This window comes from Nocardioides convexus (genome assembly GCF_011090295.1).
The window spans coordinates 4391485-4416489 of record NZ_JAAMYA010000001.1 but is presented as its reverse complement, the minus strand read 5'-3'; the positions used below and the strand labels follow the sequence as shown (position 1 = coordinate 4416489).

The 25005-nt window shown below is 71.7% G+C and carries 30 protein-coding genes, 2 tRNA genes and 14 pseudogenes; 15 read left to right on the top strand and 31 right to left on the bottom strand.

The annotated features are described in order from the left end of the window. The first annotated feature begins 30 nt into the window (after positions 1-30). Positions 31-756, top strand: a pseudogene (locus tag G5V59_RS32650) (IclR family transcriptional regulator). Between the two features lie 28 nt (positions 757-784). Here the strand turns inward: G5V59_RS32650 and G5V59_RS32645 are convergent. The 4 genes and pseudogenes from G5V59_RS32645 to G5V59_RS32630 all read right to left on the bottom strand — a co-directional run. Beyond that, positions 785-1147 carry an MGMT family protein gene (locus G5V59_RS32645; RefSeq protein ID WP_278259222.1) on the bottom strand — a complete coding sequence of 121 codons (363 nt, stop codon included), beginning with the start codon at positions 1145-1147 and terminating at the stop codon, positions 785-787. A gap of 28 nt (positions 1148-1175) precedes the next feature. After that, positions 1176-1325 (bottom strand): annotated as a pseudogene (locus G5V59_RS32640) (cysteine methyltransferase); the annotation flags it as partial. A gap of 8 nt (positions 1326-1333) precedes the next feature. Further along, positions 1334-2158 carry an AlkA N-terminal domain-containing protein gene (locus tag G5V59_RS32635; protein ID WP_278260205.1) on the bottom strand — a complete coding sequence of 275 codons (825 nt, stop codon included), beginning with the start codon at positions 2156-2158 and terminating at the stop codon, positions 1334-1336. Positions 2159-2322: 164 nt separating this feature from the next. Further along, a pseudogene (locus tag G5V59_RS32630) lies at positions 2323-2742 on the bottom strand (Ada metal-binding domain-containing protein); the annotation flags it as partial. 210 nt (positions 2743-2952) lie between these two features. Here G5V59_RS32630 and G5V59_RS32625 point away from each other — a divergent pair. Next, positions 2953-3195: a hypothetical protein gene (locus tag G5V59_RS32625; RefSeq protein WP_278259220.1), complete on the top strand. Its 243-nt coding sequence runs from the start codon at positions 2953-2955 to the stop codon at positions 3193-3195. Continuing rightward, entirely contained in the window at positions 3192-3449 is a 258-nt protein-coding gene (locus G5V59_RS32620) for a hypothetical protein (protein ID WP_278259219.1), read from the top strand. The genes G5V59_RS32625 and G5V59_RS32620 overlap by 4 nt, the downstream gene beginning before the upstream one ends. Here the strand turns inward: G5V59_RS32620 and G5V59_RS32615 are convergent. The 15 genes and pseudogenes from G5V59_RS32615 to G5V59_RS32545 form a co-directional block, all read right to left on the bottom strand. Further along, positions 3442-3639, bottom strand: coding sequence for a hypothetical protein (locus tag G5V59_RS32615; RefSeq protein ID WP_278259218.1), 198 nt, complete (start codon positions 3637-3639; stop codon positions 3442-3444). The genes G5V59_RS32620 and G5V59_RS32615 overlap by 8 nt on opposite strands. Before the next feature lie 62 nt (positions 3640-3701). Continuing rightward, entirely contained in the window at positions 3702-4223 is a 522-nt protein-coding gene (locus tag G5V59_RS32610) for a putative Ig domain-containing protein (RefSeq protein WP_278259217.1), read from the bottom strand. Beyond that, positions 4204-5287: pseudogene (locus tag G5V59_RS32605) on the bottom strand (M4 family metallopeptidase). The gene G5V59_RS32610 and the pseudogene G5V59_RS32605 overlap by 20 nt, the downstream one beginning before the upstream one ends. Before the next feature lie 100 nt (positions 5288-5387). Beyond that, positions 5388-5828 (bottom strand): hypothetical protein, encoded by a 441-nt coding sequence (locus G5V59_RS32600; protein ID WP_278259215.1) that lies wholly within the window; start codon positions 5826-5828, stop codon positions 5388-5390. A 216-nt stretch (positions 5829-6044) separates the two neighbouring features. Continuing rightward, positions 6045-6452 (bottom strand): SRPBCC family protein, encoded by a 408-nt coding sequence (locus G5V59_RS32595; protein WP_278259214.1) that lies wholly within the window; start codon positions 6450-6452, stop codon positions 6045-6047. Between the two features lie 14 nt (positions 6453-6466). Further along, positions 6467-6964 carry a DUF2231 domain-containing protein gene (locus G5V59_RS32590; protein ID WP_278259213.1) on the bottom strand — a complete coding sequence of 166 codons (498 nt, stop codon included), beginning with the start codon at positions 6962-6964 and terminating at the stop codon, positions 6467-6469. A 97-nt stretch (positions 6965-7061) separates the two neighbouring features. Next, positions 7062-7134: transfer RNA gene (locus G5V59_RS32585), tRNA-Glu, on the bottom strand. A gap of 165 nt (positions 7135-7299) precedes the next feature. Next, positions 7300-7374: transfer RNA gene (locus tag G5V59_RS32580), tRNA-Gln, on the bottom strand. 32 nt (positions 7375-7406) lie between these two features. Then, on the bottom strand, positions 7407-8144 hold the full coding sequence (locus G5V59_RS32575; protein ID WP_278259212.1) for a type II CAAX endopeptidase family protein: 738 nt from the start codon (positions 8142-8144) through the stop codon (positions 7407-7409). Between the two features lie 48 nt (positions 8145-8192). Then, a complete protein-coding gene (locus G5V59_RS32570) occupies positions 8193-8465 on the bottom strand; it encodes a hypothetical protein (RefSeq protein ID WP_278259211.1) in 273 nt (90 codons plus the stop codon). A 9-nt stretch (positions 8466-8474) separates the two neighbouring features. Then, positions 8475-8672 (bottom strand): annotated as a pseudogene (locus tag G5V59_RS32565) (glutamate--tRNA ligase); the annotation flags it as partial. Between the two features lie 51 nt (positions 8673-8723). Further along, complete coding sequence (locus G5V59_RS32560; RefSeq protein ID WP_278260204.1) at positions 8724-9017, bottom strand: hypothetical protein; 294 nt, start codon at positions 9015-9017, stop codon at positions 8724-8726. Further along, complete coding sequence (locus G5V59_RS32555; RefSeq protein WP_278259210.1) at positions 8911-9648, bottom strand: glutamate--tRNA ligase family protein; 738 nt, start codon at positions 9646-9648, stop codon at positions 8911-8913. Before G5V59_RS32555 ends, G5V59_RS32560 begins: the two co-directional genes overlap by 107 nt. A 37-nt stretch (positions 9649-9685) precedes the next feature. Then, positions 9686-9814 (bottom strand): annotated as a pseudogene (locus tag G5V59_RS32550) (glutamate--tRNA ligase family protein); the annotation flags it as partial. A gap of 14 nt (positions 9815-9828) precedes the next feature. Beyond that, positions 9829-10642: pseudogene (locus tag G5V59_RS32545) on the bottom strand (fumarylacetoacetate hydrolase family protein). A 23-nt stretch (positions 10643-10665) separates the two neighbouring features. Here G5V59_RS32545 and G5V59_RS32540 point away from each other — a divergent pair. Further along, positions 10666-10887: a hypothetical protein gene (locus G5V59_RS32540; RefSeq protein WP_278259209.1), complete on the top strand. Its 222-nt coding sequence runs from the start codon at positions 10666-10668 to the stop codon at positions 10885-10887. Beyond that, entirely contained in the window at positions 10854-11525 is a 672-nt protein-coding gene (locus G5V59_RS32535; protein WP_278259208.1) for a 3-methyladenine DNA glycosylase, read from the top strand. The genes G5V59_RS32540 and G5V59_RS32535 overlap by 34 nt, the downstream gene beginning before the upstream one ends. A gap of 1 nt (position 11526) precedes the next feature. On the opposite strand, the gene G5V59_RS32530 is transcribed toward G5V59_RS32535, so the two are convergent. From G5V59_RS32530 to G5V59_RS32505, 6 genes are all read right to left on the bottom strand, one after another. After that, positions 11527-11781 (bottom strand): hypothetical protein, encoded by a 255-nt coding sequence (locus tag G5V59_RS32530; protein ID WP_278259207.1) that lies wholly within the window; start codon positions 11779-11781, stop codon positions 11527-11529. A gap of 17 nt (positions 11782-11798) precedes the next feature. Then, complete coding sequence (locus tag G5V59_RS32525) at positions 11799-12503, bottom strand: M15 family metallopeptidase (RefSeq protein WP_278259206.1); 705 nt, start codon at positions 12501-12503, stop codon at positions 11799-11801. A 156-nt stretch (positions 12504-12659) separates the two neighbouring features. Further along, on the bottom strand, positions 12660-14228 hold the full coding sequence (locus G5V59_RS32520; RefSeq protein WP_278259205.1) for a hypothetical protein: 1569 nt from the start codon (positions 14226-14228) through the stop codon (positions 12660-12662). Beyond that, on the bottom strand, positions 14225-14677 hold the full coding sequence (locus tag G5V59_RS32515; protein WP_278259204.1) for a hypothetical protein: 453 nt from the start codon (positions 14675-14677) through the stop codon (positions 14225-14227). Before G5V59_RS32515 ends, G5V59_RS32520 begins: the two co-directional genes overlap by 4 nt. Next, positions 14671-15249, bottom strand: a complete 579-nt coding sequence (locus G5V59_RS32510; RefSeq protein WP_278259203.1) for an ATP-binding cassette domain-containing protein — start codon at positions 15247-15249, stop codon at positions 14671-14673. The genes G5V59_RS32515 and G5V59_RS32510 overlap by 7 nt, the downstream gene beginning before the upstream one ends. Positions 15250-15497: 248 nt before the next feature. Next, complete coding sequence (locus tag G5V59_RS32505; protein ID WP_278259202.1) at positions 15498-16010, bottom strand: TetR/AcrR family transcriptional regulator; 513 nt, start codon at positions 16008-16010, stop codon at positions 15498-15500. A gap of 96 nt (positions 16011-16106) precedes the next feature. Between G5V59_RS32505 and G5V59_RS32500 the strand changes: the two genes are divergently transcribed. The 6 genes from G5V59_RS32500 to G5V59_RS32475 all read left to right on the top strand — a co-directional run bounded on the left by G5V59_RS32500 (position 16107) and on the right by G5V59_RS32475 (position 20850). Beyond that, a complete protein-coding gene (locus tag G5V59_RS32500; RefSeq protein WP_278259201.1) occupies positions 16107-17045 on the top strand; it encodes a patatin-like phospholipase family protein in 939 nt (312 codons plus the stop codon). Further along, positions 17042-17887, top strand: a complete 846-nt coding sequence (locus G5V59_RS32495; protein WP_278259200.1) for an SDR family oxidoreductase — start codon at positions 17042-17044, stop codon at positions 17885-17887. Before G5V59_RS32500 ends, G5V59_RS32495 begins: the two co-directional genes overlap by 4 nt. 54 nt (positions 17888-17941) lie before the next feature. Beyond that, the gene (locus tag G5V59_RS32490; protein WP_278259199.1) at positions 17942-19384 is read left to right on the top strand and encodes an NAD(P)/FAD-dependent oxidoreductase; all 1443 of its coding nucleotides are present in this window, start codon (positions 17942-17944) and stop codon (positions 19382-19384) included. A 68-nt stretch (positions 19385-19452) separates the two neighbouring features. Beyond that, positions 19453-19965 (top strand): hypothetical protein, encoded by a 513-nt coding sequence (locus G5V59_RS32485; RefSeq protein ID WP_278259198.1) that lies wholly within the window; start codon positions 19453-19455, stop codon positions 19963-19965. Positions 19966-20031: 66 nt separating this feature from the next. Next, the gene (locus G5V59_RS32480) at positions 20032-20307 is read left to right on the top strand and encodes a LuxR C-terminal-related transcriptional regulator (RefSeq protein ID WP_278259197.1); all 276 of its coding nucleotides are present in this window, start codon (positions 20032-20034) and stop codon (positions 20305-20307) included. An 84-nt stretch (positions 20308-20391) separates the two neighbouring features. Then, positions 20392-20850, top strand: coding sequence for a hypothetical protein (locus G5V59_RS32475; protein ID WP_278259196.1), 459 nt, complete (start codon positions 20392-20394; stop codon positions 20848-20850). Here the strand turns inward: G5V59_RS32475 and G5V59_RS32470 are convergent. From G5V59_RS32470 to G5V59_RS32445, 6 genes and pseudogenes are all read right to left on the bottom strand, one after another. Then, a pseudogene (locus G5V59_RS32470) lies at positions 20780-21163 on the bottom strand (hypothetical protein); the annotation flags it as partial. The gene G5V59_RS32475 and the pseudogene G5V59_RS32470 sit on opposite strands and share 71 nt — an antisense overlap. 23 nt (positions 21164-21186) lie before the next feature. Next, positions 21187-21678 (bottom strand): annotated as a pseudogene (locus G5V59_RS32465) (glucose-6-phosphate dehydrogenase); the annotation flags it as partial. A 94-nt stretch (positions 21679-21772) separates the two neighbouring features. After that, positions 21773-21859: pseudogene (locus G5V59_RS32460) on the bottom strand (hypothetical protein); the annotation flags it as partial. A 95-nt stretch (positions 21860-21954) separates the two neighbouring features. Continuing rightward, positions 21955-22038: pseudogene (locus G5V59_RS32455) on the bottom strand (hypothetical protein); the annotation flags it as partial. Between the two features lie 145 nt (positions 22039-22183). After that, positions 22184-22375 (bottom strand): annotated as a pseudogene (locus tag G5V59_RS32450) (glucose-6-phosphate dehydrogenase); the annotation flags it as partial. 24 nt (positions 22376-22399) lie between these two features. Next, positions 22400-22936, bottom strand: a complete 537-nt coding sequence (locus G5V59_RS32445; RefSeq protein WP_278259195.1) for a TetR family transcriptional regulator — start codon at positions 22934-22936, stop codon at positions 22400-22402. A gap of 109 nt (positions 22937-23045) precedes the next feature. Between G5V59_RS32445 and G5V59_RS32440 the strand changes: the two are divergent. From G5V59_RS32440 to G5V59_RS32425, 4 genes and pseudogenes are all read left to right on the top strand, one after another. Then, positions 23046-23405: pseudogene (locus G5V59_RS32440) on the top strand (biotin transporter BioY); the annotation flags it as partial. 265 nt (positions 23406-23670) lie between these two features. Then, positions 23671-23877, top strand: a pseudogene (locus tag G5V59_RS32435) (ATP-binding cassette domain-containing protein); the annotation flags it as partial. Positions 23878-24223: 346 nt separating this feature from the next. Next, the gene (locus G5V59_RS32430) at positions 24224-24352 is read left to right on the top strand and encodes a hypothetical protein (protein ID WP_278260378.1); all 129 of its coding nucleotides are present in this window, start codon (positions 24224-24226) and stop codon (positions 24350-24352) included. Continuing rightward, the gene (locus G5V59_RS32425) at positions 24349-24984 is read left to right on the top strand and encodes a CbiQ family ECF transporter T component (RefSeq protein WP_278260377.1); all 636 of its coding nucleotides are present in this window, start codon (positions 24349-24351) and stop codon (positions 24982-24984) included. Before G5V59_RS32430 ends, G5V59_RS32425 begins: the two co-directional genes overlap by 4 nt. Positions 24985-25005 lie beyond the last annotated feature (21 nt).

The window sequence follows — 25005 nt, the reverse complement described above, 5'->3', positions numbered from 1 at the left end:
TCCCATGATCTGAGACGGCAGTATTGCCATATGGACAACTCGAGCGGCGTCGGCGTACTCGACAAGGCGGCCCTGGTGCTCACGGCACTGGAGTCCGGCCCGGCCACCCTGGCCGGACTGGTGGCCGGCACCGGGCTGGCCCGGCCCACGGCCCACCGGCTGGCGGTCGCGCTGGAGCACCACCGGCTGGTCGCTCGCGACATGCAGGGCCGCTTCGTGCTCGGCCCGCGGCTCGCCGAGCTCTCCGCCGCGGCCGGCGAGGACCGGCTGCTGGCCACCGCCGGCCCGGTGCTCGCCCGGCTGCGCGACATCACCGGCGAGTCCGCCCAGGCCTGTGGCGCCGTCAGGGTGACCACCGGGTCTGCGTCGCCGCCGCCGAGCGCCCCTCCGGCCTGCGCGACACGATCCCCGTCGGCTCGCAGCTGACCATGCGCGCGGGCTCCGCCGCGCAGGTGCTGCTCGCCTGGGACGACCCCGAGCGGATCCACCGCGGCCTGCAGAACGCCGCCTTCTCCGCCGCCGAGTCTGTCCGCCATCCGCCGCCGCGGCTGGGCGCAGTCGGTCGGCGAGCGCGAGCAGGGCGTCGCCTCGGTGAGCGCTCCCGTCCGCTCCCCCGGCGGCAAGGTGATCGCCGCCGTGTCCGTGTCGGGTCCCCTGGAGCGGCTCTCCCGCCAGCCCGGTCGCATGCACGCGCCCGCGGTCCTCGCCGCGGCCGAGCGGCTCTCCGAGTCGCTGCGCCGCGCCGCCGCCGAATAGGCCCGAGTGGGGGTTTCCGGACCGCCGACTAGGGGGGTTGCGGCGGCGCAAGTCCCCACTCGACGGTCCGGAAACCCCCACTCGACCTCAGAAGAGGGCGTCCTGCTCCAGGCTCGAGCAGGGCCTGCTTGCGGTCCAGCCCGCCGGCGTACCCGGTGAGGGTGCCGTTGGCACCGATCACCCGGTGGCACGGGATCACGATCGGGATGGGGTTCGCGCCGTTCGCGACGCCGACCGCACGCGACGCGGCATTGGTCTTGCCGAGCCGCGCGGCGATCTGGCCGTACGACGCGGTCTCGCCGTAGTCGATGCCGATCAGCCTGCTCCCACACCTGGCGCTGCCACGGCGTGCCGAGCGGTGCGAGGGGCAGGTCGAAGTCGGTGCGCTCACGGGCGAAGTACTCCCCCAGGCGGCGCGCCGCCTCGGCGAGCACCGGCGCGTCGTCCGCACGCTCGCCGCGGGGGCGGCCGTCGTGGTCGCGGAACGGCGAGAACTCGATCGCGCTGATCGCGCCGTCCTGCTCCACGAGGCGGAGCGGGCCGATGGGAGATTCGATGACGGTCCACATGGTGCTTCTCATTCTCCTGGCGTCGGGTCGGATAGGGCGGTCCACAGGTGCAGCAGGGCGTAGGAGCGCCAGGGCGCCCATCGCTCCGCGTCGCCACCGGGATGGGCGGCCAGGGCGTTGCGCACCCCGATGTCGGTCGGCAGCCACACGTCGGGGTGGCCGAGCGCGCGCAGCGCGATGTAGTCAGCGGTCCACGGACCGATGCCGGGCAGCGCCAGCAACCGCTGTCGTACCTCGGCGCGGTCCGGCCCGCGGTCCAGCACGATCTCACCGGCGGCCAGCGCCGCCGAGAGCCCGATCAGCGCCCGGCCGCGAGCACGCGGCATCTTGAAGTCGGTGGGCTCCATGGCGGCCACCGTCGCCGCATCGGGGAAGAGGTGCGTGAGGCCCTCGGTCGTGGTGGCGACCGGCCGGCCGTGGCTCGCGACCAGCCGGGCCGCGGCCGTGCGCGCGGCGACGACGGTGACCTGCTGACCGAGCACGGCCCGCACCGCCGACTCCGCGCCGTCGACATGACCGGGCACCCGCAGCCCCGGGCGCCGCTCGACCAGCGGTGCGAGCACCGGGTCCGCACCGAGGTGCGCGTCGATCGCGACCGGGTCGGCGTCGGCGTCGAGCAGGACCCGCATCCGGGCGACGGCGGCCGCGGTGTCGCGGAGGTCGTCGAGCACCAGCCGCAGTGCGACGTACGACGCCCCGGGTCCGGGCAGGTCCGCGAGCTCCACCCGGGCCGTCCCCGGCCCGTGCGGGAGGTCGAGGGTGCGGGCGTACCAGCCGGAGCCGTCCTCGCGGACCTCCGCGACCTCGATGCCGGGGATCGCACGGTCGGCCAGGAAGCGGAGCAGCCCACTGCCCAGGAAGGGCGTGCGGACCGCGATCCGCAGGCTCGATGCCGCCCGGTGCCGGACGCGTCGCGGCCGACCGGCGCCCGCGCAGGCTCGCTGGGCGTGGCGGCGTACACCTCCTGCATCGTGTCGTTGAACTGCCGCACGCTGGAGAAGCCCGCGGCGAAGGCGACGTCGGTCAGGCTCAGCGTGGTGCTCTCGACCAGCGCGCGGGCGGTCTGGGCGCGCTGGGTGCGGGCGAGCGCGAGCGGACCGGCACCGAGCTCGGCCGTGAGCACTCGGGCGAGGTGGCGCGAGGTGTAGCCCAGCCGCGTCGCCAGGCCCTCGACCCCCTCGCGGTCCACGACACCGTCACCGATCAGTCGCATCGCCCGTCCGGCGACGGTCGCGGCGACGTCCCACTCGGGGCTGCCGGGCGTCGCGTCGGGCAGGCAACGCTTGCAGGCGCGGTAGCCGGCGGCCTGGGCCGCGGCGGCGGTGCGGTGGAAGGAGACGTTCGCCGCTGCCGGGGTGCGGGCGGGGCAGGACGGGCGGCAGTAGATCCCGGTGGTGCGGACGGCGGTGTAGAACACCCCGTCGAAGCGGCGATCCCGCGACTGGACGGCCGTGTAGCACCGGGTGAACTCCAGCTTGTGCCGGCTCGTTCCTCGTCTCCATGACCACCATCCTGCACCCCGCCACCGACCGGTACTCGCGGAAATCGGACACGGCGGCCGGACGGACCGCGCGGCTGCGCGACCAGGACGCTCGCCGTACGGCGCCCGCTCTGCCACGCTGAGCCCATGGCGGACTCGCTCAACCCCCTCGACCTCCTGGTGAAGTCCCAGCAGGCCGCGCTGAAGTCGACCACCGACGTGCTGCGCACCGTGCGGGACACCGCCGTCACCGGCGTCACCCAGCCCGACCAGGCTCGCCCAGCAGGTCGGCGAGCTCGCCGGCGCCGTGGCCGGGATGGCGACCGCGGTGACCGGCATCGCCGGCGCGACCGCCCAGCCGCTGCAGGACTTCATCGTCCGCCAGCGTGAGACTCGCCGACACCGTGCACGCCCTGGCGGAAGCACAGGCCGAGACTCGCGGGTGTGGTCGCGACGCTGGCCGAGCGGCACGCCGACGCGGTCGCGGCGCTGGAGAAGGTCACCGCTCCGGTCTTCGCCCTGGTCGGCACCGAGCCGACGCCACCCAAGACCCGGGCCTCGCGCAAGGCCGCGGCGGCGAAGGCCGACGGGCGGCCACCGGCATCCCGGTGACCGCCCGCCTGAGGGAGCCTGCCGCTAGCTGACCGTCAGCGACGTGTCGTCGACGACGAAGCTCGTCTGGAGCGAGGAGTCCTCGTTGAGCAGGAACTTCACCGAGACCGTCTTCCCCCTGTACGCCGACAGGTCGAGCGTCTTCTGGACGTAGCCGCTCGTCTTGTTGAGGTTGGAGTACGTCGCCAGGGTGCTCGTCGTCGACCCGTCGACCACCTGCACCTTCGCCGTGTCGTACGCCGTCGCGGTCGTCGTCTCCGCGGTGTCGATCGCGACCCAGAAGCTCAGCGTGGCCGTCGTCGCGCTCGCCGGGATGGCGACCGACTGGCTGATGTTCTCCGTCGAGGTGGTGCCGTTGCCACCGAGCCACAGACTTCCACGTGCCGGTGCGCGCGGCGCGCCCGGTGTTGCTGGTGATCGGGCCGCTGGTGCCGGTCCAGTCGACGGCGCCGGACTCGAAGCCCGGGTTCTTGAGCAGGTTGCCCGACGGCGTGCCGCCACCGCTGATCGTCCACGTGAAGTCTGGTCGAGCCGCTCGCGCCGGTGGTGTCCTTCGCGGTCACCGTGACGTTGGCCGTCGTGGCCGTGGTCGGCGTGCCGGAGACGAGACCGGTGCTCGCGTTGATCGACAGCCCGGCGGGCAGGCCGGTGGCGGACCAGGTCAGCGTCTGGCCGGCACCCGAGGAGGAGCCGGTCAGCTGCAGCGAGGTCGCCGTGCCGACGGTGCCGGTGCGGTTGCCCGGGGTGGTGACGGTGACCGTGTTGCCGGCCGTGGTGCAGGTCGGGTCAGCGGTCTGCGCGGGCACGGAGACGGCGTTCCACGCGGCCTTGACCGCGTTGAACTCGGTGCACGAGCCCGGGTAGAGGTTCTTCGCGGCGGTGAGCGTCCAGGTGCGGTACTTGAGGTAGGCTCGACGACGAGGTCTTCATCAGCATCGCGTTGTAGAAGATCTTGCCGGCCTTCTGGATGCCGATGCCGGTCAGCGTGCCGCCGCTGTTGCACGTGGTGCTGGTCGGTCCGTTGGCGGGGTTGGTGCCCTCGGCGAGCAGGTAGAACCAGTGGTTGCCGGGTCCGGCCGCTGCGTGCACCTCCGCGTTCGGGATCGAGTCTGGAGTAGCAGTTCGGGTCGCCCTTGGCCGAGGGGTTGTACATGTTGCGGATCTCGCCGCTGCCGACCAGGTTGACCTCCTCGCCGACGAGGTAGTCCGGCGGGTCGTACGCCGCGGCCTCGTTGGCGTAGGCCTCGGTCAGCGCGCCGAACACGTCGCCCACGAACTCCTGGGTGCCGTTGCCGGAGATGCCGCCGGGGGTGTTCTGGTCGATGCCGTGGCCGTACTCGTGCGCCACGACGTCGAGGTTGGTGACCCACTTGGTGTTGGCCTGGTTGTGGCCGATGCGGACCCACTCGGTGCCGGTGCAGTAGCCCGGCTCGACGAGGCCGGGCGAGCAGTAGAAGGCGTTGGTGTCGTCGAGCCCGACGCGCACCTGCCAGCCGCCGCCGTTGCCCTTGAAGCCGTCGCGGCCCAGCCACTGGGCGAGCATCTTGTCCTGGGTCTGCAGGCCGAAGAGGGCGTCGACGCAGCCCGTCTCCTTGCTCGTGCCGGTGCCGTCGCCCCAGGCGTTGTCCGTCCCGGACAGCGCCGGCACGGTGGCGGTCGAGTTGTTCTCGACGCCGCAGTTGAGCCCCGGGATGGTGGAGTCGGTGAGGTTGTACGAGGTGGAGGAGACCTGCGTGGTCTCGATCGGCAGCGGGTTCGGCCCGTTGTGGTGGCCGGTCCCGGTGCCGGTCGCGTAGCTGAGCAGGCTCCTGCGACTCGACGACGGCGCCGGTGCGCGCGTCGACGTACACGTCGCGGACGGAGCGCTCACCCTGGTGCACGAGTCCGCTGACCCGCACCTTCCAGGTGAGCCGCGGCGCGTCGGTGGCGTGCACGACGAGCCTCCGGCTTGCCGCGCACGACGGCCTGGGTCAGGTTCGCCTCCGCCTTGGCGCTCGCCGCTCCGGAGGTGAGCACTTCGGCGCGACGGAGAGGTTGCCGATCGCTCGCTTCTGCGCGACCGAGGTGCCGAGGATCTGGCCGTCCTTGTTGGTGACCACGACGAAGTCGCCACCACGGACGTCGAGACCCTTGTAGCTCGCGCTCGTACGACGCGAACTGCAGGCCGCTGCCGCCGCTGACGATGGGCTCGGCGGCGAAGTCTGTCCGAGTCTGCTCGCCTTGAGCTGCGGCGCGCGGCTCCTGACCAGGGCGTCGGCCGAGCGGCGCGCCTTGTCGCGCGGCCCGTCCTTGGCGGCGCTGACCTTGACGACCGGGTCCGCGTGCGCGGGGGTCGTCGACAGGGAGACGGTCGCGAGCCCGGAGGCCGCCACCAGGGTGGCCATCAGGCCACCCACCAGATTGCGATTCACGTCTAACCCACACTCCTCATGAGAGTCGGGCTCGTCGCTCTCTCATGGTCGAGCGAGTCAGCGAGCCGGCCGATGACCGACGCGGTGGGGGTCGCCGCCGAGAGGGTCAGGAGTAACCTCGTGCTCGGCCGAATCTCCCCGCAAGAGCGTGATTGCTTCGCAATCCGGCAATGCAGAAAGATGAACCGGATCTCGGGAACCCGGCAAGCTCGGGACTCAGCCGACGCGTGCGGCCAGGTTGGCGAGGAGCTCGCCGTGGATGCGGCCCAGGCCGATCGGCGCGAAGGTCTTCTCGAAGAAGCCACCGATCCCGCCCGCGCCCTCCCACGTGGTCAGTGCGGTGACCTTGCTGCCCGAACCGTCGGGCGCCACGCTGAACGTGGTGATCATGGTGGAGTTGCGATCGGTCTCGACCACGGCGTCGGAGGTCACCGCCACGTCCGCGATCACGTGTCGCACCCGCTTCTTGGTGGCCTGGAGCCGCCAGGTGACCACGGTCCCGTCGCCGGTGCCGTTCTCCAGCACCTCGTAGGCGCTGTAGGCCTCGGGCAGGATCGCGGGGCGGACGTCGACGTAGTCGGCGAGGGCGGCCAGCACGTCGGCCGGCGGGGCGGCCACGGTCACGTCGACGGAAGCAGTCACCTGAGCCATGGGGAGGACGCTACCGGGCGGCCGAGGAGGACACCTGATCGCCCCAGGCCGCCCGCGCACCGGAGTCGCCGACGCGCACCACCTGCACACCGGCGGCCAGGGCAGCGACCAGAGCCAGCACCGACACCGCCCGCAGCACCAGCGGCGAGCCCGCCCGCGTGCCGGCACGGCCCCGCCGGTCCAGCCACACCACGGCCGCCGCCGTCACCAGCAGCGGTACGGCGAACCAGATCAGGCTGGTCGCCGAGAGCCGCGTGCCGGCCGGGGTCGCCGACCCGGCGCTCGAGGGCCTCTCCGCTCGATGTCGCCACCGGCACCAGCGCCGTGGCGACCGCGGCGCAGCCGACGACGAGCAGCCCGTGCCGGGCCCGCCACGACGGACGGAGGACGATCGCGACGGTGCCGAGGACGGCGAGCGGGAGCAGCACCACGACGACGTGGACCACGAGGGGATGGACGGGCAGGCCGTTGATGAGATCGAACATGGCAGGAGCCTCGCGCGTCGTACCTGCCAGGGACCTGAACACCGCTGTGCGGAAAGCCGCAGGGCCCGGTCCGATGGACCGGGCCCTGCTGGGTTTGTACCCCCGACCGGATTTGAACCGGCGTTACCGCCGTGAGAGGGCGACGTCCTAGGCCGCTAGACGACGGGGGCAACTTTGTCTCGACCGGGGCCGCGACAACGAAGAGAACTCTAGAGGATCCGTCTCGGGGAGACCAAATCGGGTCGACGTCGCGGTGTCCGGACGGCCAACGACCGCGCGGAGGGCGCCGGAAAACGACGGAAGCCGGGCCTCGGGCCCGGCTTCGATCACTGCTCTGGCTGGTCTACTAGGACTCGAACCTAGACTGAGGGAATCAGAATCCCTAGTGCTGCCAATTACACCATAGACCATCGCTGACGGCGCTGCGTCTGCGGCGTAGACATTACACGCGGGCGCCGCGCGCTTCCAAAATGACCCCGCCCGTCCGGCGTTCGACCCGCCCCCTCCGGGCCGCCCAGGACACCAGGGCGAGGTAGGACAGCGACTGGGTCAGGGTGACCGGGATCGCCCACCAGGTGCCGTCGCCGGGCGTCAGCGCCTCGGTCATGTCACCGAAGGCGAGCGCGAGCCCGAAGGCCACGAAGTTGTTGAGGACGTGCATCGCGATGCCCGCCTCCAGGCCGCCGGTCACCAGCACCAGGACGCCGGCGACGAGGCCGAACGCGAAGCGGTCCAGGAAGACCGGCAGGTTCTGGCCGAGGCCGTGGGCGAGCCCGAACAGGACCGCCGGTACGACGACCGCGATCGCCCCGCTCACCCGCGGCCCGAAGCGCGCGGTGATCCCGCCACAGGCCTGGGCGAGGTAGCCCCGGAAGACGAACTCCTCCCCCGCCGCCTGCAACGGTGTCAGCAGCACGACGACCAGCACGAAGTCCCGCAGCGCGCTGCTCCACGGGTTCAGCCCACCGCTGGTGTCGAGCGAGCCGGCGCCCTGGTCGGGCAGCACGGCGGAGACGAGCACGGTCAGACCCAGTGCGACCGCGGCCAGGCCGGCGCACACCAGCAGCCAGCGCCAGCGCAGCCGCCCCGCGACGGAGACCACCCAGCCGGGTGCCAGCCGGTGCACCAACCACGCGACGACCAGCACGGCCGGGATGGCAGCGGCCCACGACAGGTTCACCACCGCGAGGTACGACGGCGTGGCGACGTCGCCCGAGAGCCTTGTCGGTCACCTCCGCGCGGCTGTCACCGGCGATCGACAGCGCGAGCGCGACCAGGTTGACGAGCACCACCTGGGCGACGGCGAAGAGCGCGACGAGCAGCAGGATGCCGACCAAGGGGCGCCAGGCGCCCGCGCGTCCACGCTCCTGGAGCCGCTCGTAGCGCAGCCCCGTGGGCTCAGCCGAGGGCACGCCGCAGCCGCCCGAGGCTGCGCTCGCGGCCGAGCAAACTCCAGCGACTCGAACAGCGGCGGGGAGATCCGGCGGCCGGTGACGGCCACCCGGACCGGGCCGAAGGCGTTGCGCGGCTTGAGCCCCAGGCCGTCGACGAGGGCGGTCTGCAGAGCGGTCTGGATCGCCTCGGTGGACCAGGTCGGCAGCGCCTCCAGGGCGTCGTACGACGCCTGCAGGACGGGGATCCCGGCCTCACCGATCTGCTTCGCGGCGTCCTCGGCGTCGACCTCGAAGGCGTCCTCGTCGACGAACAGGAAGGCCAGCAGCGCGCTGGCCTCCGAGAGCCTTGTTGATCCGCTCGGAGATCAGCGGCATCGCCAGGCTCCAGGAGGCTGGGCATCGGCGTCGGAGACGGGGTCGCTGACGACGCCGTCGCGCTTGAGGAAGGGCAGCACCCGGTGGGTGATGTCGTCGAGGCCGAGCAGGCGCATGTGGGCGGCGTTGATGGCCTCGCACTTCTTCAGGTCGAAGCGGGCCGGGTTGGCGACGACGTCACCGATCTCGAAGGCCTCGACCATCTCCTCCAGGGAGAAGATGTCGCGGTCCGCGGCGATCGCCCAGCCCAGCAGCGCGAGGTAGTTGAGCAGGCCCTCCGGCAGGTAGCCCTGCTCGCGGTAGGCCAGCGCGTGCGCCTCGGGGTCGCGCTTGGACAGACTTCTTGTTGCCCTGGCCCATGACGTAGGGCAGGTGACCGAACTCCGGGGTCGCCGTGGCGATGCCGACCTCGATCAGCGCCTCGTAGAGCGCGATCTGGCGCGGCGTCGAGGAGAGCAGGTCCTCCCCGCGCAGCACGTGGGTGATCTCCATGAGCGCGTCGTCGACCGGGTTCACCAGCGTGTACAGCGGGTCGCCGTTGGCCCGGCACAGCGCGAAGTCCGGCACGAACTCCGTCTCGAAGGACACCTCGCCGCGCACCAGGTCGTTCCAGGTGATCGAGCCGTCGGGCATCCGGAAGCGCACGACCGGCTTGCGCCCCTCGGCGCGGAAGGCCTCGACCTGCTCCTCGCTGAGGTCGCGGCAGAAGCCGTCGTAGCCCTGCACCTTGGAGCCGGCGGCCTTGCGGCGCGCGGCGGCCTCCTCGTTGGTGCAGTAGCAGTCGTAGGTGCGGCTGTTCTCCTTCAGCCGGGCGAGCGCGTCGGCGTACAGGTCGCTGCGCTGGCTCTGGAAGTACGGCGCGTGCGGGCCGCCGACCTCGGGGCCTTCGTCCCAGTCCAGGCCGAGCCAGCGCATCAGGTCGATGATCGAGACTCAGCGACTCGTCGGTGCTGCGCTCCTTGTCGGTGTCCTCGATGCGGAAGACGAAGGTCCCGCCGTGGTGCCGCGCGAACGCCCAGTTGAAGAGGGCGGTGCGGACCAGGCCGACGTGCGGGCTGCCCGTCGGCGAGGGGGCCATCCGGACGCGGACGTTGCTCATGCTCGTGCTTCCACCTTGTTCGTGAGGGTGCCGAGGCCGTCGATGGAGATCTCCACCTCGTCGCCGACCTGCATGGGGCCGACACCCTCGGGGGTGCCGGTGAGGATGACGTCGCCGGGCAGCAGCGTCATCACGCTGGACACGTGCGCCACGAGTGCCGGCACGTCGAAGACCATGTCGGCCGTCGTACCGTCCTGGACGACCTCGCCGTTGAGGAAGGTCTGCACCCGGCGACCCTGGCTGAAGTCGTGCGGGTCGAGGTCGGTCTCGATCCACGGCCCGAGCGGGCAGAACGAGTCGAAGCCCTTGGCGCGGGTGAACTGGCCGTCGGACTTCTGCAGGTCTCGGGCGGTCACGTCGTTGGCGATCGTGTAGCCATGGATCACGTCGGTGGCCTGCTCGGCCGGTACGTCGCGGCAGATCCGCCCGATGACGACGGCCAGGCTCGCCCTCGTAGTGCAGGTCCTGGGTCTGGCGCGGGTACTGGATCGCGTCACCCGGCCCGATCACGCTGGTGTTCGGCTTGAGGAACATCAGCGGCTCCTCGGGCACCGGGCCACCCATCTCGGCCGCGTGGGCGGCGTAGTTCTTGCCGATGCCGACGACCTTGCTGCGCGGCAGCACCGGCGCGAGCAGACGGATGTCCTCGATCCGGTACTCCTTCTCCAGCAAACTGATGCCGACGTACAACGGGTCGCCGGCGAGACCGACGACGACCGCGTCGTCGGCCGGCTGGCCGTACTCGTCGAGGTCGCCGGTCAGGACGCCGTACGCCGGCTCGTCGCCGGCCGTGAATCTGACGATGCGCACCCGGCGAGCCTATCGACCTACGCTTGCTCGTCGTGAATGCGCAGAGCCTGGCGGCAGCGGGCGGCCGCCCACGCCGAGCGCATCGACGCCTACCTCGCCCCGCACCTCGCGCGGCGCGAGGCGCGGGAGAAGCACCCGGTCTTCGACTTCCTCTTCACCTACTACGCCCACCGGCCGGCCCAGGCTCCGGCGCTGGCACCCCGGCTTCGGCGTGGTCCTGGACTCACCCGAGCACGCGGGGCTGAAGGGGTACGAGGCGCTCGACGGCGGGGTGGGCGTCGGAGCGTCGTACGTGCGCTCGCAGCGGGTGCTGCTGGAGACGCTGCACCGCCTGCTCACCGCGACCGCCGCCCGCACGCCGCACTTCGGCTGCTTCGGGCTGCACGAGTGGGCGATGGTCTACCGCCTCGCCGAGGACGAGACCCGACACGCCGACTGGCCGCTCCGCCTCGGCCCGGACGGCACCGACGAGGTCGTCGAGGGACACCGGATCGCGTGCTCCCACTTCGACGCCTACCGCTTCTTCACGCCCCCTGCCCGTCCGCTGAACACGCTGAGCCCGGGCCGCGACGACCGCCCGCTGTTCGAGCAGCCCGCCTGCCTGCACGCCGGGATGGACCTCTACAAGCACGCCTTCCGGCTCTCCCCCATGATCTGCTCCGACCTGGTCGCCGACTGCTTCGAGCTCGCCTGGGACATCCGCGCGCTCGACATGCGCGCGGCGCCGTACGACTTGCAGGACCTGGGCTTCGAGCCGGTGCGGATCGAGACGGCCGAGGGCAAGGCGGCGTACGCCGAGGCGCAGCGCGGGTTCGCGGAGCGGGGTGCGCCGCTGCGGGCGCGGCTGATCGAGGAGTGCGAGCGGCTGCTCTCGACGGACTGACTCAGTCGCGGGCGCGCTTGCCCGGCTCCTGCGGCCCTTGCACCAGCCGCAGCACGACGGCGCCGAGCGTGGCCACGATGACGACGACGCCGATGACGACGATTCCGGCGGGCGCGCCCCGGCCACGGGAGTACTGCCCGGGCTCCGGCAGCAGGCCGAGCAGAAGCCCGGCGACGACCAGCCCGGCTCCCACGGCCAAGAAGACAGCCACCTTGGTCCGCCAGCGGCGGTTCACCGCGCGCTGACGAGGATCCACGGCGTCACCGTAGTCGCTCAGGACGGCGGGAACTCGAAGTGCTGGTAGTCCTTCAGCGAGACGTAGTCCCCACCCCACCCGAAACCCTCGGCGGTCCACGCGTCGTAGGTGACGTCGCCCTTGACGATCATGCCGGGGCGCACGTCGGTGCGGTCGACGAAGTCACGACCGGCCGGCGGGAGGACGGTGGTGCCCTTCACGTAGGGGTTCTCGACGGTGTTGATGTCGATCGCCCGACCGTAGGAGTGGATCGAGAAGCGGTCCGTCGTGCCCGTGATGGGGCGGCAGTTGAAGGCCGAGGTGTTGTCGGCGGCCATCGAGGCGTCGTCAGAGGCGCCGTAGGCCTCGATCGACTCCATGCGGCGGATCGGGAAGCCGGCGGCGTACATCGTCCGGAACGCGCGGACCACGGACCGGGCCACGTCGCGGTTGACCATCAGCCGGCCGAGGTGGACCCGGCCGTCGAAGCCGCGGTAGGTCATCGTGACGATCCGCAGGTCGTCGATCGCGACCGGGCATCCGGGCTTCCAGGAGACGCCGATCATCTTCGCGCGGTAGGTCCGTGGGACCGGCGTGACGACCGCGACGAACGGAAGCCGTACGGCGTGAGCGGAGTCGGCCGCCGGAGCCGCCGAGGCCGGGGCGGCGAGTGCGGACGGGACGCCGGGCGCGGTCAGCGCGACGGCGGACAGGACAGCGGCGGCGAGACGGGTACGACGCATCGTTTCCTCCCGAGGTGGAGAACAGTGGTCCTGCCACTGTCCCCCACCCGGGAGGAGATGTCACTCAGCCGAGACCGGCGCCAGGCTGGCCCTTGAGGTTGGGGTCGGTGTTCTCGGCGAGGTAGGGCTGGACGCGCTTGTCGAAGAAGACCTTCTTCAGGCTTCTCGACCTGCGGGTCGTCGACGTACGACGAGCCGACGACGAGCCTGTCCGGCGAACTCCTTGGGCGCGTCCGGCTCGAAGATCCGGTACTTGTCCGGGGTGCCGGCGTCGACGAAGGACATGTTGTAGTCGATCACCGCGTCCACGGAGTCGAGGGTGCGCGGGCCGGCGCCGTACTCCATGTAGGTGAACTTGTAGCCGCCGATGTTGTCGGCGATGTCCTGCTCGGTGGCGTTCCAGGGGTCGACGCCGTCCTTGAAGGTCAGGCTTTGCCGGCGCGCTCGAGGATCCACAGCGCCTGCGCGGTGTTCGCGGGGTCGTTGAGCAGCGCGATGGTGGCGCCCTTGGGGAGGTCGTCGAGGGAGGAGTACTTGGTGGAGTAGACGGAGTACGACCACTGGAAGACCGGGCCGAGCGCGGTCGACTTCATGCCGGTGGAGTCGGTGACCTGCTTCAGCCAGTGCTTGTGCTGGTAGATGTTGGCGATGTACTTGCCGTCGGCGGTCGCCTGGTCGAGTCTGGTTGCCGTCCTCGATGCCGACGCCCTCGATCGTGACCCCGTAGTCGGGCGCGATCTCCTTGTCCAGGTAGTCGAGGAAGGCCTTCTCCGAGGCGCTGCTGGCCTGGAAGGCGATCGTGAAGTCGTTGCCGAAGTGGCTGCCGGCGACGGCCTCCTCGTCGTCGCCGGTGAGTCTTGAGGACGAGGAACACCGCGAGCGCGAGGACGACGACACCGGCGATCGCGGCCCACAGCCACTTCCGGCGGCCACCGCCGAGGTCGATGAGGTCCTTCGCCTCGTCGGCGCGCTTGCCGGGCTGCTGGGTGGTGGACATGGTGGTTCCTTTCGAGGTGCCGAGACCGGGTGGAGCAGAGGCGGAACGGTGCTCAGTGGGTGAGCGCCCGGACGACGCGGTCGCCGGAGAACTGGATGAGCCTGGACCAGCGCGATCAGCAGCACGATGCAGGCGATCATGATGTTGTCGTCGAAGCGCCGGTAGCCGTAGTTGACGGCCAGGTAGCCGAGTCCGCCGGCACCGATGGCGCCGGCGATGGCGGAGTACTCGATCATCGCGATCAGGTTGAGCGTCAGCCCTCCGGCGAGGCCGGGCAGCGCCTCGCGGAGCCTGGATCGAGGTGACGATCTGGGCGGTGCTGCTGCCGCCGGCGAGCCCGACGTCGAGCAGGCTCGCGCGGCACCTCGCGCACCGCGCTCTCGGTGATCCGGGCGAAGAACGCGACGCCCGCGATCGACATCGGGATCAGTGCCGCCTGGAAGCCGACGGTGGTGTGGAAGACCAGCCGGGTCACCGGGATGACCGCGGCCATCAGCACCAGGAAGGGCAGCGAGCGGCCCAGGTTGGCGATCCAGGCTGATCGACACGTGCACGGCACGGTTCGGGAAGAGCCCGAGCGGCGAGGTGTTGAAGATGAGCAGCCCGAGGGGCCCGCCGAGCAGCACCACGACCGTCATCACCACCGCGACCATCCGGAAGGTCTCGCCGACGGCCGGCACCAGCAGGTCCGGTACGTCGGGCCACGGGGTCGCCAGGAGCGCGCTCATGCCGCCCCCTCCGCACCGGCGGTCGTGGGGACCGCGCGCAGCACGGCGCGATCCGCGGGCTCGGCGACCAGGCCGTGGCGACCCAGCACGTCGACCACGCGGCGGTCGTCCAGGCTGCGGGTCGAGGCCGAGGGTGAGCCGTCCGACCGGGGTCTCCCCCGCCGCCTCGACGAGGGCGGCGAGCACGGCGATGTCGGTGTCCAGGCTTCGCGGCCGGCCTGGGCCAGCCAGACCGGCGAGACCGCGGCGTCCTCGTACCGGACGGTCCAGACCCGGTGGCCGGCGTCGTCGGGGACGGGCGGCATCGGCAGGAGCGCGCGGGAGAGCGCGGAGTCGGAGCGTCGTACGACGTCGGCGACGGTGCCCTGCTCGACGATCCGGCCGTGGTCGAGGTGGGCGACGCGATCGGCGATGGAGCGCACGACGTCCATCTCGTGGGTGATCACCACGATGGTGACGCCGAGGTCGTCGCGCAGGCTCGGCGAGCAGGTCGAGGATCGCGCGGGTGGTGTCCGGGTCGAGCCCGGAGGTGGCCTCGTCGGAGAGCAGGACGGAGGGCCGCAGCGCCAGGCCGCGGGCGATCCCGATGCGTTGGCGCTGGCCGCCGGAGAGCCTGCGAGGGGTAGTGGTTCGCGCGGTGCACCATGCCGACCCGGTCGAGCAGGTCGGCGACGCGGGTGCGGATCTCCCCGTCGCCGAGACCGGCGTGACGCATCGGCAGGGCGACGTTCTGCGCGGCGGTGAGCCGGCGTAGCAGGTTGGCGGACTGGAAGACGGTGCCAATCTGACGGCGGGCCTCGCGCAGGTCGCGCCGCGAGAGCCGGGTGAGATCCCGGCCGTCCACGGCGATCGTGCCGCTGGTGGGGCGCTCGAGCAGGTTGATGCACCGCGCGAGCGTGCTCTTCCCCGCGCCGCTCGGCCCGACGACCGCGGCGACCTGGGCCTCGCCCACGGTCAGGTCGATCCCGTCGAGCACGGTCGTGCTCCCGTAGGACTTCGTGAGCCCGGTGATCTCGATCATCGGGGTCCCCCTTCACCAGCCAGTCAAATGTTTCTCGACTGACTTTATTGACTTTCGGGAAGGGCGCCAGAGATACAGGTCACCTGCGAGCACGGCGTGGCCGATGGCCCGATCAGCCGGGCCTTGCAGTGCCCGGTGGCGTCAGCGGGCGGCGATGCCGTCGTACATCACGGCGCGGATACCCGCGCTCAGCCGGGCCTGTCGCGCCGGCGAGGGGTCGCGCAGGGCGGCGAGCAGGGAGCCGAGGATCATCCCGTTGATGGCAAAGGCGGTGGCCTCGACGTCGAGGTCGGCGCGCAGGTAGCCGAGTCGTACGCCGTGCTCGAGGTACTCCGCCGTGAGCGGGGTCGTCGCCTCGAACAGACTCCAGCATCCGCTCGCGCATCGCGTCGTCGATGCCGACCGCGGAGACCAGCAGGCTGGGCCATCCGCGGGTCGTCGCTGAAGATCCGCGACAGCGCGGTCCCGATCCGCTCGGTCTGCGCGCGGTAGTCCTCCAGGGTGCTCACCGCATCGGGCGCGTTGTCGGCACCCAGCGCCTCGACGATCCGGCCGATCAGGTCGTCGACGACGTGCTCGACGATGTCCCGCTTGTTCTGGAAGTAGCGGTAGAAGGTGCCGTGCCCGATGCCCAGCCGCGCGGCGATGTCGGCGATCCCCGTCGCGTGGTAGCCCTGCTCGGCGAAGCAGGTGAACGCGGCCTCGATGATCTCCGCCCTGGTCTCGGCCTTGCGCCGCTCCAGTCGCGAGAGTCCCGTCACCGCCGCCGTCATAGTGACCCAGCCTATTGCAGGTGCCGGAAAATGACGATACGTTCCGAAACTGACATTCCATTCCGTTTCTTCACCGGGGGTCTCGTGGGACGCGCATTGGTCATCGGGTGCGGCGGCACCCTGGGCTTCGCCTGGACGGCCGCCGTCCTCGCCGAGCTCGAGCGGCAGGGCTGGGACCCGCGCACCGCCGATGTCCTGATCGGTACGTCGGCCGGCGCCGAGCTCGGTCGCCCTGCTGGGCGCCGGCGTCAGCGGAGCCGCGATCGACGACGCCTCGGACCCGCGCGTCGCCGCGCACCTCTCCTCCTCCGCAGCGCCGGGCAGCCTGCCCGGCCTCCCCGGCCGGGCCTCCCCGGCCTCGGGCTCACCCGCGCCGCCCTGCGCCGCCGGGTGGACCTGCTCGCGGGACTCGCCGGGCTGCTGCCCCGCGGGTCCGGCGACCCGCAGTGGCTGGTCGACCTCGGCGACTCCCTGGCGGGAGCGGACGGTTGGGTCACGCACCCCGACACCTGGCTGGTCGCGGCCGATGCCCGCACCGGCGAGCGGCTCCCGTTCGGGCGGGCCGGCACCCCCCGGCCGGACCTGGGGCACGCGATCGCCGCGTCCTGGGCGATCCCCGGGTGGTTCCCGCCGGTCGAGGTCGCCGGCCACGCGCTGCTCGACGGCGGCGCCGTCTCCCCCACCTCCGCCGACCTGCTGCTGCCCGAGGTCGAGAGCGGCCGGATCGACGAGGTGGTGGTCGTACCGCCGATGTCCAGCCACGGTGGGGCCCCGGCCCGCGGGGCCGCCCGCATCGAGCGCCTGCTGCGCCGCCCCATGACCCGTCGTGTGGACCGCGAGATCGCCCTGCTGCGGGCCGCCGGCGCCCGGGTCTCCCGGATCGAGCCCACCCGCGCCGACCTCGCCGCGATGGGCGCCAACTTCATGGACGCCGAGCGACTGAGCCGCGTCCGCACCACCGCGCACCACCAGGCGCCTGCCCTCGTCACCCGCCACCTGCGCACCCTGGAGATCGTCCGATGACCAAGCCCACCCCGATCGACCTCGACGGCGCGCACGTCGTCATCACCGGAGGCGCGCGCGGCATCGGCCGCGCGAGCGCGGAGGCCTTCCTGGCCCGCGGCGCACGGGTCTCCATCGGCGACCTCGACCTCGCGGCGGCCATGGCGACCGGCGCGGAGACCGGCGCCGCGGCGTTCCAGGTCGACGTGGCCGACCGGGCGTCGTACGACGCCTTCGTGGACGCCGCCGAGGCCGAGCACGGCCCGGTCGCGGTGCTCGTCAACAACGCGGGGGTGATGCCGGCCGGCGCCTTCCTCGACCAGGACCCCGCCGTGGACCGGCTGATCATGGACGTCAACGTGCAGGGCGTGCTCAACGGCATGCGCCGGGTGCTGCCCGGCATGGTCGAGCGGCGCCGCGGGCACGTCGTCAACATCGCCTCGCTGGCCGGGAAGTTCCCGGTGCCGGGGCTCGCCGTCTACAACGCCAGCAAGTTCGCGGTCGTCGGGCTGACCGCCGCGACCCGGCTCGAGATGGCCGAGCACGGCGTCACCCTCACCGCGGTGCTGCCCTCGGCCGTGGACACCGACCTGGCGTCCGGCTTCGACATGAAGCCGATCCCCAAGGTCGCGCCCAGCGACATCGCGGGCGCCGTGGTCGGCTCGGTGCGCAGCCGCGCCGCCGAGATCGCCGTCCCCCGCTACGTCGGCGCGCTGGCCGCGACCGTCCCGCTCGTCCCGGTCCCCCTGATGGACCGGGTCCGCAAGGTCGTCCGTGGCGACCGCGCCCTCCACCCCGACGACGCCGCACGCGCGGCGTACACCGCCCGGCTCGACGCCGCCACCGATCGGAGCAACCGATGAGCACCACCCACGTCCACGACGCCGTCATCGTCGGCGCCGGCTTCGGCGGCATGGGTGCCGCCATCCAGGCTCAAGCGGCTCGGGTACGACGACCTGGCGATCCTCGAGCGCGAGGACGACCTCGGCGGCACCTGGCACGTCAACCGCTACCCCGGGCTCGCCGTCGACATCCCGTCGTCGACGTACTCCTACTCCTTCGAGCCGAACCCGCACTGGTCGCGGCTCTTCGCGCCCGGCTCCGAGCTCAAGGCCTATGCCGTGCACGTCGCCGACAAGTACGACCTGCGCCGCCACATGCGCTTCGACACGGTCGTCCAGGGCGCGCGCTGGGACGAGGAGTCCTCGACGTGGGTGGTGACGCTGGAGGGCGGCGAGACCGTCGCCGGGCGCTTCCTGCTCACCGCCACCGGATTCCTCTCCCAGCCCAAGGCTGCCCGACATCGAGGGCATCGAGGACTTCGCGGGCACGGTCGTGCACACCACCCGCTGGGACGACGACATCGAGTCTGGAGGGCAAGCGGATCGGCATCATCGGCACCGGCGCGACGGCCGTGCAGGCTGATCCCGGAGGCTGGCCAAGGTGGCCGACCACCTGACCGTCTACCAGCGCACACCGATCTACGTCAGCCCGAAGATGGACGGCAAGGTGCCCGGCGTCGTGCGCGGCGCGTTCGCGAAGGTGCCGCTGACCCAGAAGGCCACCCGCCTGGTCGGTACGTCGATCCTCGAGCTCCTCATGGTCGCCGGAGTGCTGCACTTCCGCGACCTCCCGGCGGCCAACCAGATCGGCAAGCGGGTGTGCGCGGCGCACCTCAAGCGCCAGGTGAAGGACCCCGGGCTGCGGGCGAAGCTTCGTGGCCCGACTACGACTTCGGGTGCAAGCGACCGACCTTCTCCAACACCTACTTCCCGACCTTCACCAAGGACCACGTGGACCTGGAGACGACGACGATCTCGCACGTCGACGCGAACGGGATCGTGACCGAGGACGGCCGTCGCGCGGATCTGGACGTCCTCGTGCTGGCCACCGGCTTCAACCTGTGGGACACCAACTTCCCGGCCATCGAGATCATCGGCCGCGAGGGCCGCGACCTCGGCAAGTGGTGGCGCGAGACCCGGTTCAGCGCCTACGAGGGCATCGCGGTGCCGAAGTTCCCGAACTTCTTCTCCCTCAACAGCCCCTACTCCTACTCGGGCCTGTCCTACTTCACCACCATCGAGACCCAGATGGCCCACATGGACCGGCTGCTGAAGGCCATGAACAAGAAGGGCTCCAGCATCTTCGAGGTGACCGAGGAGGCCAACACCGAGTTCCTGGACCGGATGACCGGGCTGCTCGGCAACTCCGTCTTCAACGCCGGGCAGTGCTCGACCGCGCGCAGCTACTACTTCAACCAGCACGGCGAGGCGGTCCTGCTGCGGCCCACCTCGACGCTGTCCGCCCACCGCGAGGCGGTGAGCTTCCCGCTGGAGGACTACGCGTTCAGCAACGCCTGAGCGGAGCCACCCCCGAAAGGGGGTGACCGCCGTTGCCCGTGTGACCACGCTCACCTACCGTGGGAGCCATGGCTGAGCTCGCCCCCGAGGCGTCGTACGACGGCGGGAGGCTGGTGCGCACGCTCGCGGACTTCCGCGCGGCCGGCGGCAGCGACGTCGCCTTCGGCGGACCGGTCACGCCGGGTGGTGGGGCGCTCGACATCCTCGGCCTGCACAGCACCAACACCCGCTCCCTGCAAGGGCTCCGGGTGCGTGCGGGCTGCGGCCTCGGCGGCAAGGCGCTGGTGCTCGGCCGACCGGTGTCGGTCAACAGACTACCACGACGCCCGCGGCATCACCCACCAGTACGACGGCCCGGTGCGCGCCGAGCAGCTGCAGACCGTGACCGCGCTGCCGATCATGGTGGACCGGGTGCCGCGGCTGGTGGTCTACCTCGCCCACCGCACGCAGGTCGTGCTCGGCGACGTCTGGTACGACGCCTTCCTCCCCCCTCGTGCGCCGCGTCGAGCGCGAGATCGCCGTCGAGGACGAGGTCCGCCGCCGGCTCGCCACCGCCCACACCCCCACGCCGGCCGCGCTGAGCCGGGCGGACCTCAGCGACATCTCGGCCGAGGCTGGCCGACCTGGCCGCGCTCGTCGAGGACGACGTGCTGCGCCGGCGCCTGGAGCGGGTGCGCACCAAGGTCGATCGGGGGCGCGCCCCGGCGATCGCGAGGAAGCCGGCACCCTCGGGGCTCGCGGCCCGCGAGGTCGACGTGCTCGAGCAGGTGGCGCTGGGCCGCAGCAACCGCGAGGTCGCCGAGGCCCTCGGGCTCGTGGAGAGCACCGTGAAGTCCTACCTCAAGAACGCCATGCGCAAAGTGCACGCCAGCAACCGTGTGCACGCGGTCCGGCTGGCCCGCGAGGCCGGCGTGATCGACTGACGGCTCGCCGCCGCAACAAAACCGGGAATCGCAGCGTCAGACACTCGAAGTGCCCGACCGTTCTCGATCCCGAAGGTAGGACCCATGAGGTCACTGAAGATTCTGGCCGTCGCCCTGCTCGCCTGCGTGCCCGTCGTCCTCGCCGGAGGCAGCGCCCATGCCTACGAGGTGTACACCGTCGCTCCGCCGTGGACCTACGCCAGCGGTCGCGTCTGGTACGTCGACGACCACCACGTGGGGTTCGACGTCTCGGCGAAGGACACGGCCGCCGACGGGTACTGCGTCTACCTCGCGGCCCAGGGCTTCCGGGAGAACGTCAACGCCGCGGTCGACGGAGCGACGGGCTGGATCCGGGTGGGCGAGAACATCTGCGGCAACGGCACGATGGGCCGGTGGGTGGCCACGAACCACCGGCTGCTGGCGGACTGGAACTTCGGCTCGACGAAGTACCGGATCGCAATCTGCAAGGACATCAGCCACGCGATCGACCAGTGCTCCGCCGCGTCCGCGTGGACGACCAAGGACCGCTACCACGCCGGATGAGGTATGCCGAGGGGGTCTCCGGTCCACACGGACCGGGATCCCCTCGGCGCCGGGTCCTCAGGCGTCCTAGCCGCCGAGCGCGTTCGGGTTGCGCCACTGCCGCTCGAAGGGCAGCCGCCAGGCGTAGGGCGCGATCGGCTGGTGCACCTGGTTGGGACCCCAGGCTGCCCTGGCGGTAGGGCCGCACGACCGGCGGGGACTCCAGCAGCGGCGCGGAGACCTCCCACAGCCGCTCGATGCCCTCGGCGGAGGTGAACAGCGTCTGGTCGCCGCGGGCGGCGTCGTAGATCAACCGCTCGTAGGCCTCCAGCACCGAGCCCGCCCACGAGGTGTCGGTCATCGCGAACTGCATGGAGAGACTTTGTCGAGCTTCATCCCGGGCCCGGGCCGCTTGCCGTAGAAGGACAGCGACATCTTGGCCTTGTCGGCGAGGTCGAAGGTCAGGTGGTCGGGGCCGTGGTCGCCGACGCCGGAGTTCTTCGGGAACATCGAGCGCGGCGGCTCCTTGAACGCGATCGAGATGATCCGCGCCCCCTCGGCCATCCGCTTGCCGGTGCGCAGGAAGAACGGGACGCCGGCCCACCGCCAGTTGTCGATGAAGCACTTGAGCGCGATGAAGGTCTCGGTCTCCGACTCGGGCGCGACACCGGGGATGTCGCGGTAGCCCTGGTACTGCCCGCGCACGACGTTCGCCGGGTCGATGGGCAGCATCGAGCGGAAGACCTTGTCCTTCTCCTCCCGGATCGCGTCCGGTGCGAGCGAGGTCGGCGGCTCCATCGCGGTGAAGGCCAGCACCTGGAACAGGTGGGTGACGACCATGTCCTTGTAGGCGCCGGTCGACTCGTAGAAGTTGGCGCGCTGGTCGAGGCCGAGGCTCCTCCGGCACGTCGATCTGCACGTGGTCGATGTTGTTGCGGTGCCAGATGGGCTCGAAGAGGCCGTTGGCGAAGCGGAAGGCGAGGATGTTCTGCGCGGCCTCCTTCCCGAGGAAGTGGTCGATGCGGTAGATCTGCGACTCGTCGAAGGTCTTGTGCAGGCTCCGCGTTGAGCCTTCTTCGCCGACTCGAGGTCGACGCCGAAGGGCTTCTCCATGATGATCCGGCTGCCCGCGGCGAGACCCGCGTCGTCCAGGGTCTGCACGACGGACAGCGCCGCCTTGGGCGGGACGCTCAGGTAGTGCAGGCGCACCCGGTCGCCGTTCCACGCCGCCTCGGCCTTCTCGACGGCCGCGCGCAGCCCGGCCGGCCCCTCGGAGCCGGGCGCCCAGTGCAGCAAGCTTGGCGAACTCCGGCCAGGCGTCCATGTCGTTGTCGTCGCCGGAGAACTCCTTGACCGCCTCGTGCACGAAGGCGACGAAGGACTCGGTCGTGTGCTCGTCCAGCGAGGTGCCGATGATCTGCAGGCTGCGGGAGCAGACCGGTCTCGAAGAGGTGCAGCAGACCGGGCAGCAAGCTTTGCGCCGGGACAGGTCGCCGGTCGCGCCGAACAGCACGACCGTGACCGGCTTCTGGGTCTTCGGTGCCATGTCGTCCACAGTGCCTCCTCGGTGTTACCTCCACGATAACGAGAGGTGGCGGGAGTACCCCGGCAGGCTCAGGCCAGCCGGGCGCGCAACCCGTCGAGCACGAGGGAGATGCCGAGGTGGAAGTCGTCGGCGTCGTCGTCCTGCTGGGCGAGCACGAAGCGCACCAGCGTGCGCGCGCCCACCCGCGACAGGTGCTCCTCGGCGCCGGCCCGCTCGAGCGCGGAGCGCAGCGGCGCCTCCAGCGCGTCGGCGCCGGAGCGGTGCACCTGGGCGATGAGCAGGGCGCCGTCGCGATGGCGGCGCATCGCGTCGCGCAGGCCGAGGCAGAGCAGGAGCAGACTCGGCGTCCCAGGCCACGATCTCGGCGGGGCGGTGGCCGCGGCGCAGGATCTCCTCGGCGATGGCCGCGAGCAGGGCGTCCTTGCCGTCGAAGTGGTGGTAGAGCGCGCCGGGCTGCACGCCGAGGTCGGCGGCGAGGCGGCGCATCGTGAGCGCGTCGAGACCGTGCTCGTCGAGCACGCCGATCGCCCGCTCGACCACGTCCGTGCGTCGGTAGCGCACCGCGCCCCCCTCCCCCAACGGCTTTGACCTCTTGGCGAGCCCACTCTAACCTGAACGCTGTTCAGCACCGCTCAGCACCGCGCGGTGCCGCCGTCCCCCGGAGAGTGACATGACGCGTCGTACCCCCACCACCGATGTCGCCCTGATCGCGGGCTTCGCCGCGCTGATCGCCGTGTGCGCCCTGCTGCCCGAGATCAAGACCGGCGTCGGCGTGCCCTACTCGCTGCAGACCTTCGGCGTGCTGCTCACCGGCGCGGTGCTCGGCCCGGTCCGCGGCTTCCTCTCCGTCACGCTCTACCTGGCCGCCGGCCTGGTGCTGCCGATCTACTCCGGCGGCACGTCGGGCATCGCGCACTACAGCGGCCTGACCGCGGGCTACCTCCTCGCCTTCCCGATCGCCGCCGCACTGTGCGGCTTCCTCGTCTACCGCAACCGCCGCAACGCCACCCAGTTCGCCTTCGTCTTCACGTGCGGCCTGCTCAGCAGGCTTCCTCGTCGTGCACACCCTCGGCCCGCTCGGCCTCGCCTGGCGCGGCGACATGAGCCTCAAGGCGGCCTTCTCCGCCGACACCGCCTACTTCCCCGGCGACATCGCCAAGAACGTCGTGATGGCACTGGTCGCCTCCGCCGTGCACCGCGCCTTCCCCGACCTGATCAGCCGTCGTACGACGGCCGAGGCACCTGCCGAGGAACCCGCTCCCGAGCCGGCATGAGCCGCGTCGAGCCTGGACCGCGTGGTCGTCCGGGCGGCCACACCCGGCGGTCCGGCGCCCGAGGTCACCGTGCTGCGGGAGACCACGCTCGACCTCACCGAGCAGCGGATCGCGCTGATCGGGCCCAACGGCTCCGGCAAGTCCACCCTCGCGCGGCTGGTCAACGGGCTCGTCGAGCCGACGACCGGCCGGGTCACCGTCGACGGGCTGGACGTGCGCAGGAAGGGCCGCGAGGTACGCCGCCGGGTGGGCTTCGTCTTCACCGACCCCACCGCGCAGCCTGGTCATGCCGACGGTCGCCGAGGACGTCGCGCTCTCCCTGCGGCACCGGGTCAAGGACCGCACGGAGCGGGCGGACGCGGCCCGGGAGGTGCTGGCGTCGTACGGGCTCGCGGAGCCTGGCGGATCGCAGCGTGCACACGCTCTCGGGCGGCCAGCGGCAGGCTCGCTGGCGATCGCGGGCGTGCTCGCGACCGACCCCTCTATCCTGGTCGCCGACGAGCCGACGACGCTGCTGGACCTGCGCAACAGCCGCGCGATCGGCGACCTCCTGCTCTCGCTCCCACAGCAGGTGGTGATCGCGACCCACGACCTGGACCTGGCCCTGCGCTGCGACCGGGCGCTGCTCGTGGACGACGGGGCCGTGGTCGTGGACGGCCCGCCCGCGGACGTGGTCGCGCACTACCGCGCGACGGCGGGTTGAGCCGTGGCGGTGAGCCCGCTCGGGGAGTACCGGCCCGGCAGGCTCCGTGCTGCACCGGCTTCCCGTCGGCGCCAAGTCTGCTCGCCCTGCTGGCACTGAGCGTCGTGGCCGTCGTGTGGCGCGGGGTGCCGACGACGGCCGCGATCACCGGGCTCGCCGTCATCGGCTGCGTCGTCGGTGGGGTGCCCCTGCGGCGGGCGGTGCGCAGCGTCCGCACGGTGCTGGTCGCGATGGCCCTGCTGGCGGCGTACCAGGTCTGGCAGAACGGCGCTGAGCGCGCCTTCGTCGTGGTCGGCGCACTCCTGGCACTGGTCCTGCTGGCCACGGTCTTCACCACGACGACCGCGGTGGAGCAGATGATCGACGCGATCACCCGGTGGCTGGAGCCCTTCCGGCGCTTCGGCGTCCGGCCCGAGCCTGGTGGCGCTGGCGTTCTCGCTGATGATCCGCGGCATCCCGCTCACCCTCGAGATCGCCGCCGAGACCCGGGACGCGGCCCGGGCGCGCGGCCTGGAGCGCAACCCGCGCGCGTACCTCACCCCGCTCGTGATCCGGGTGGTCGCCCACGCCCGGGCGACCGGGGACGCCTTGCACGCCCGCGGGATCGGCGACGACTGATACCCTCCACCTGAACACCGTTCAGTTCCGCCTCC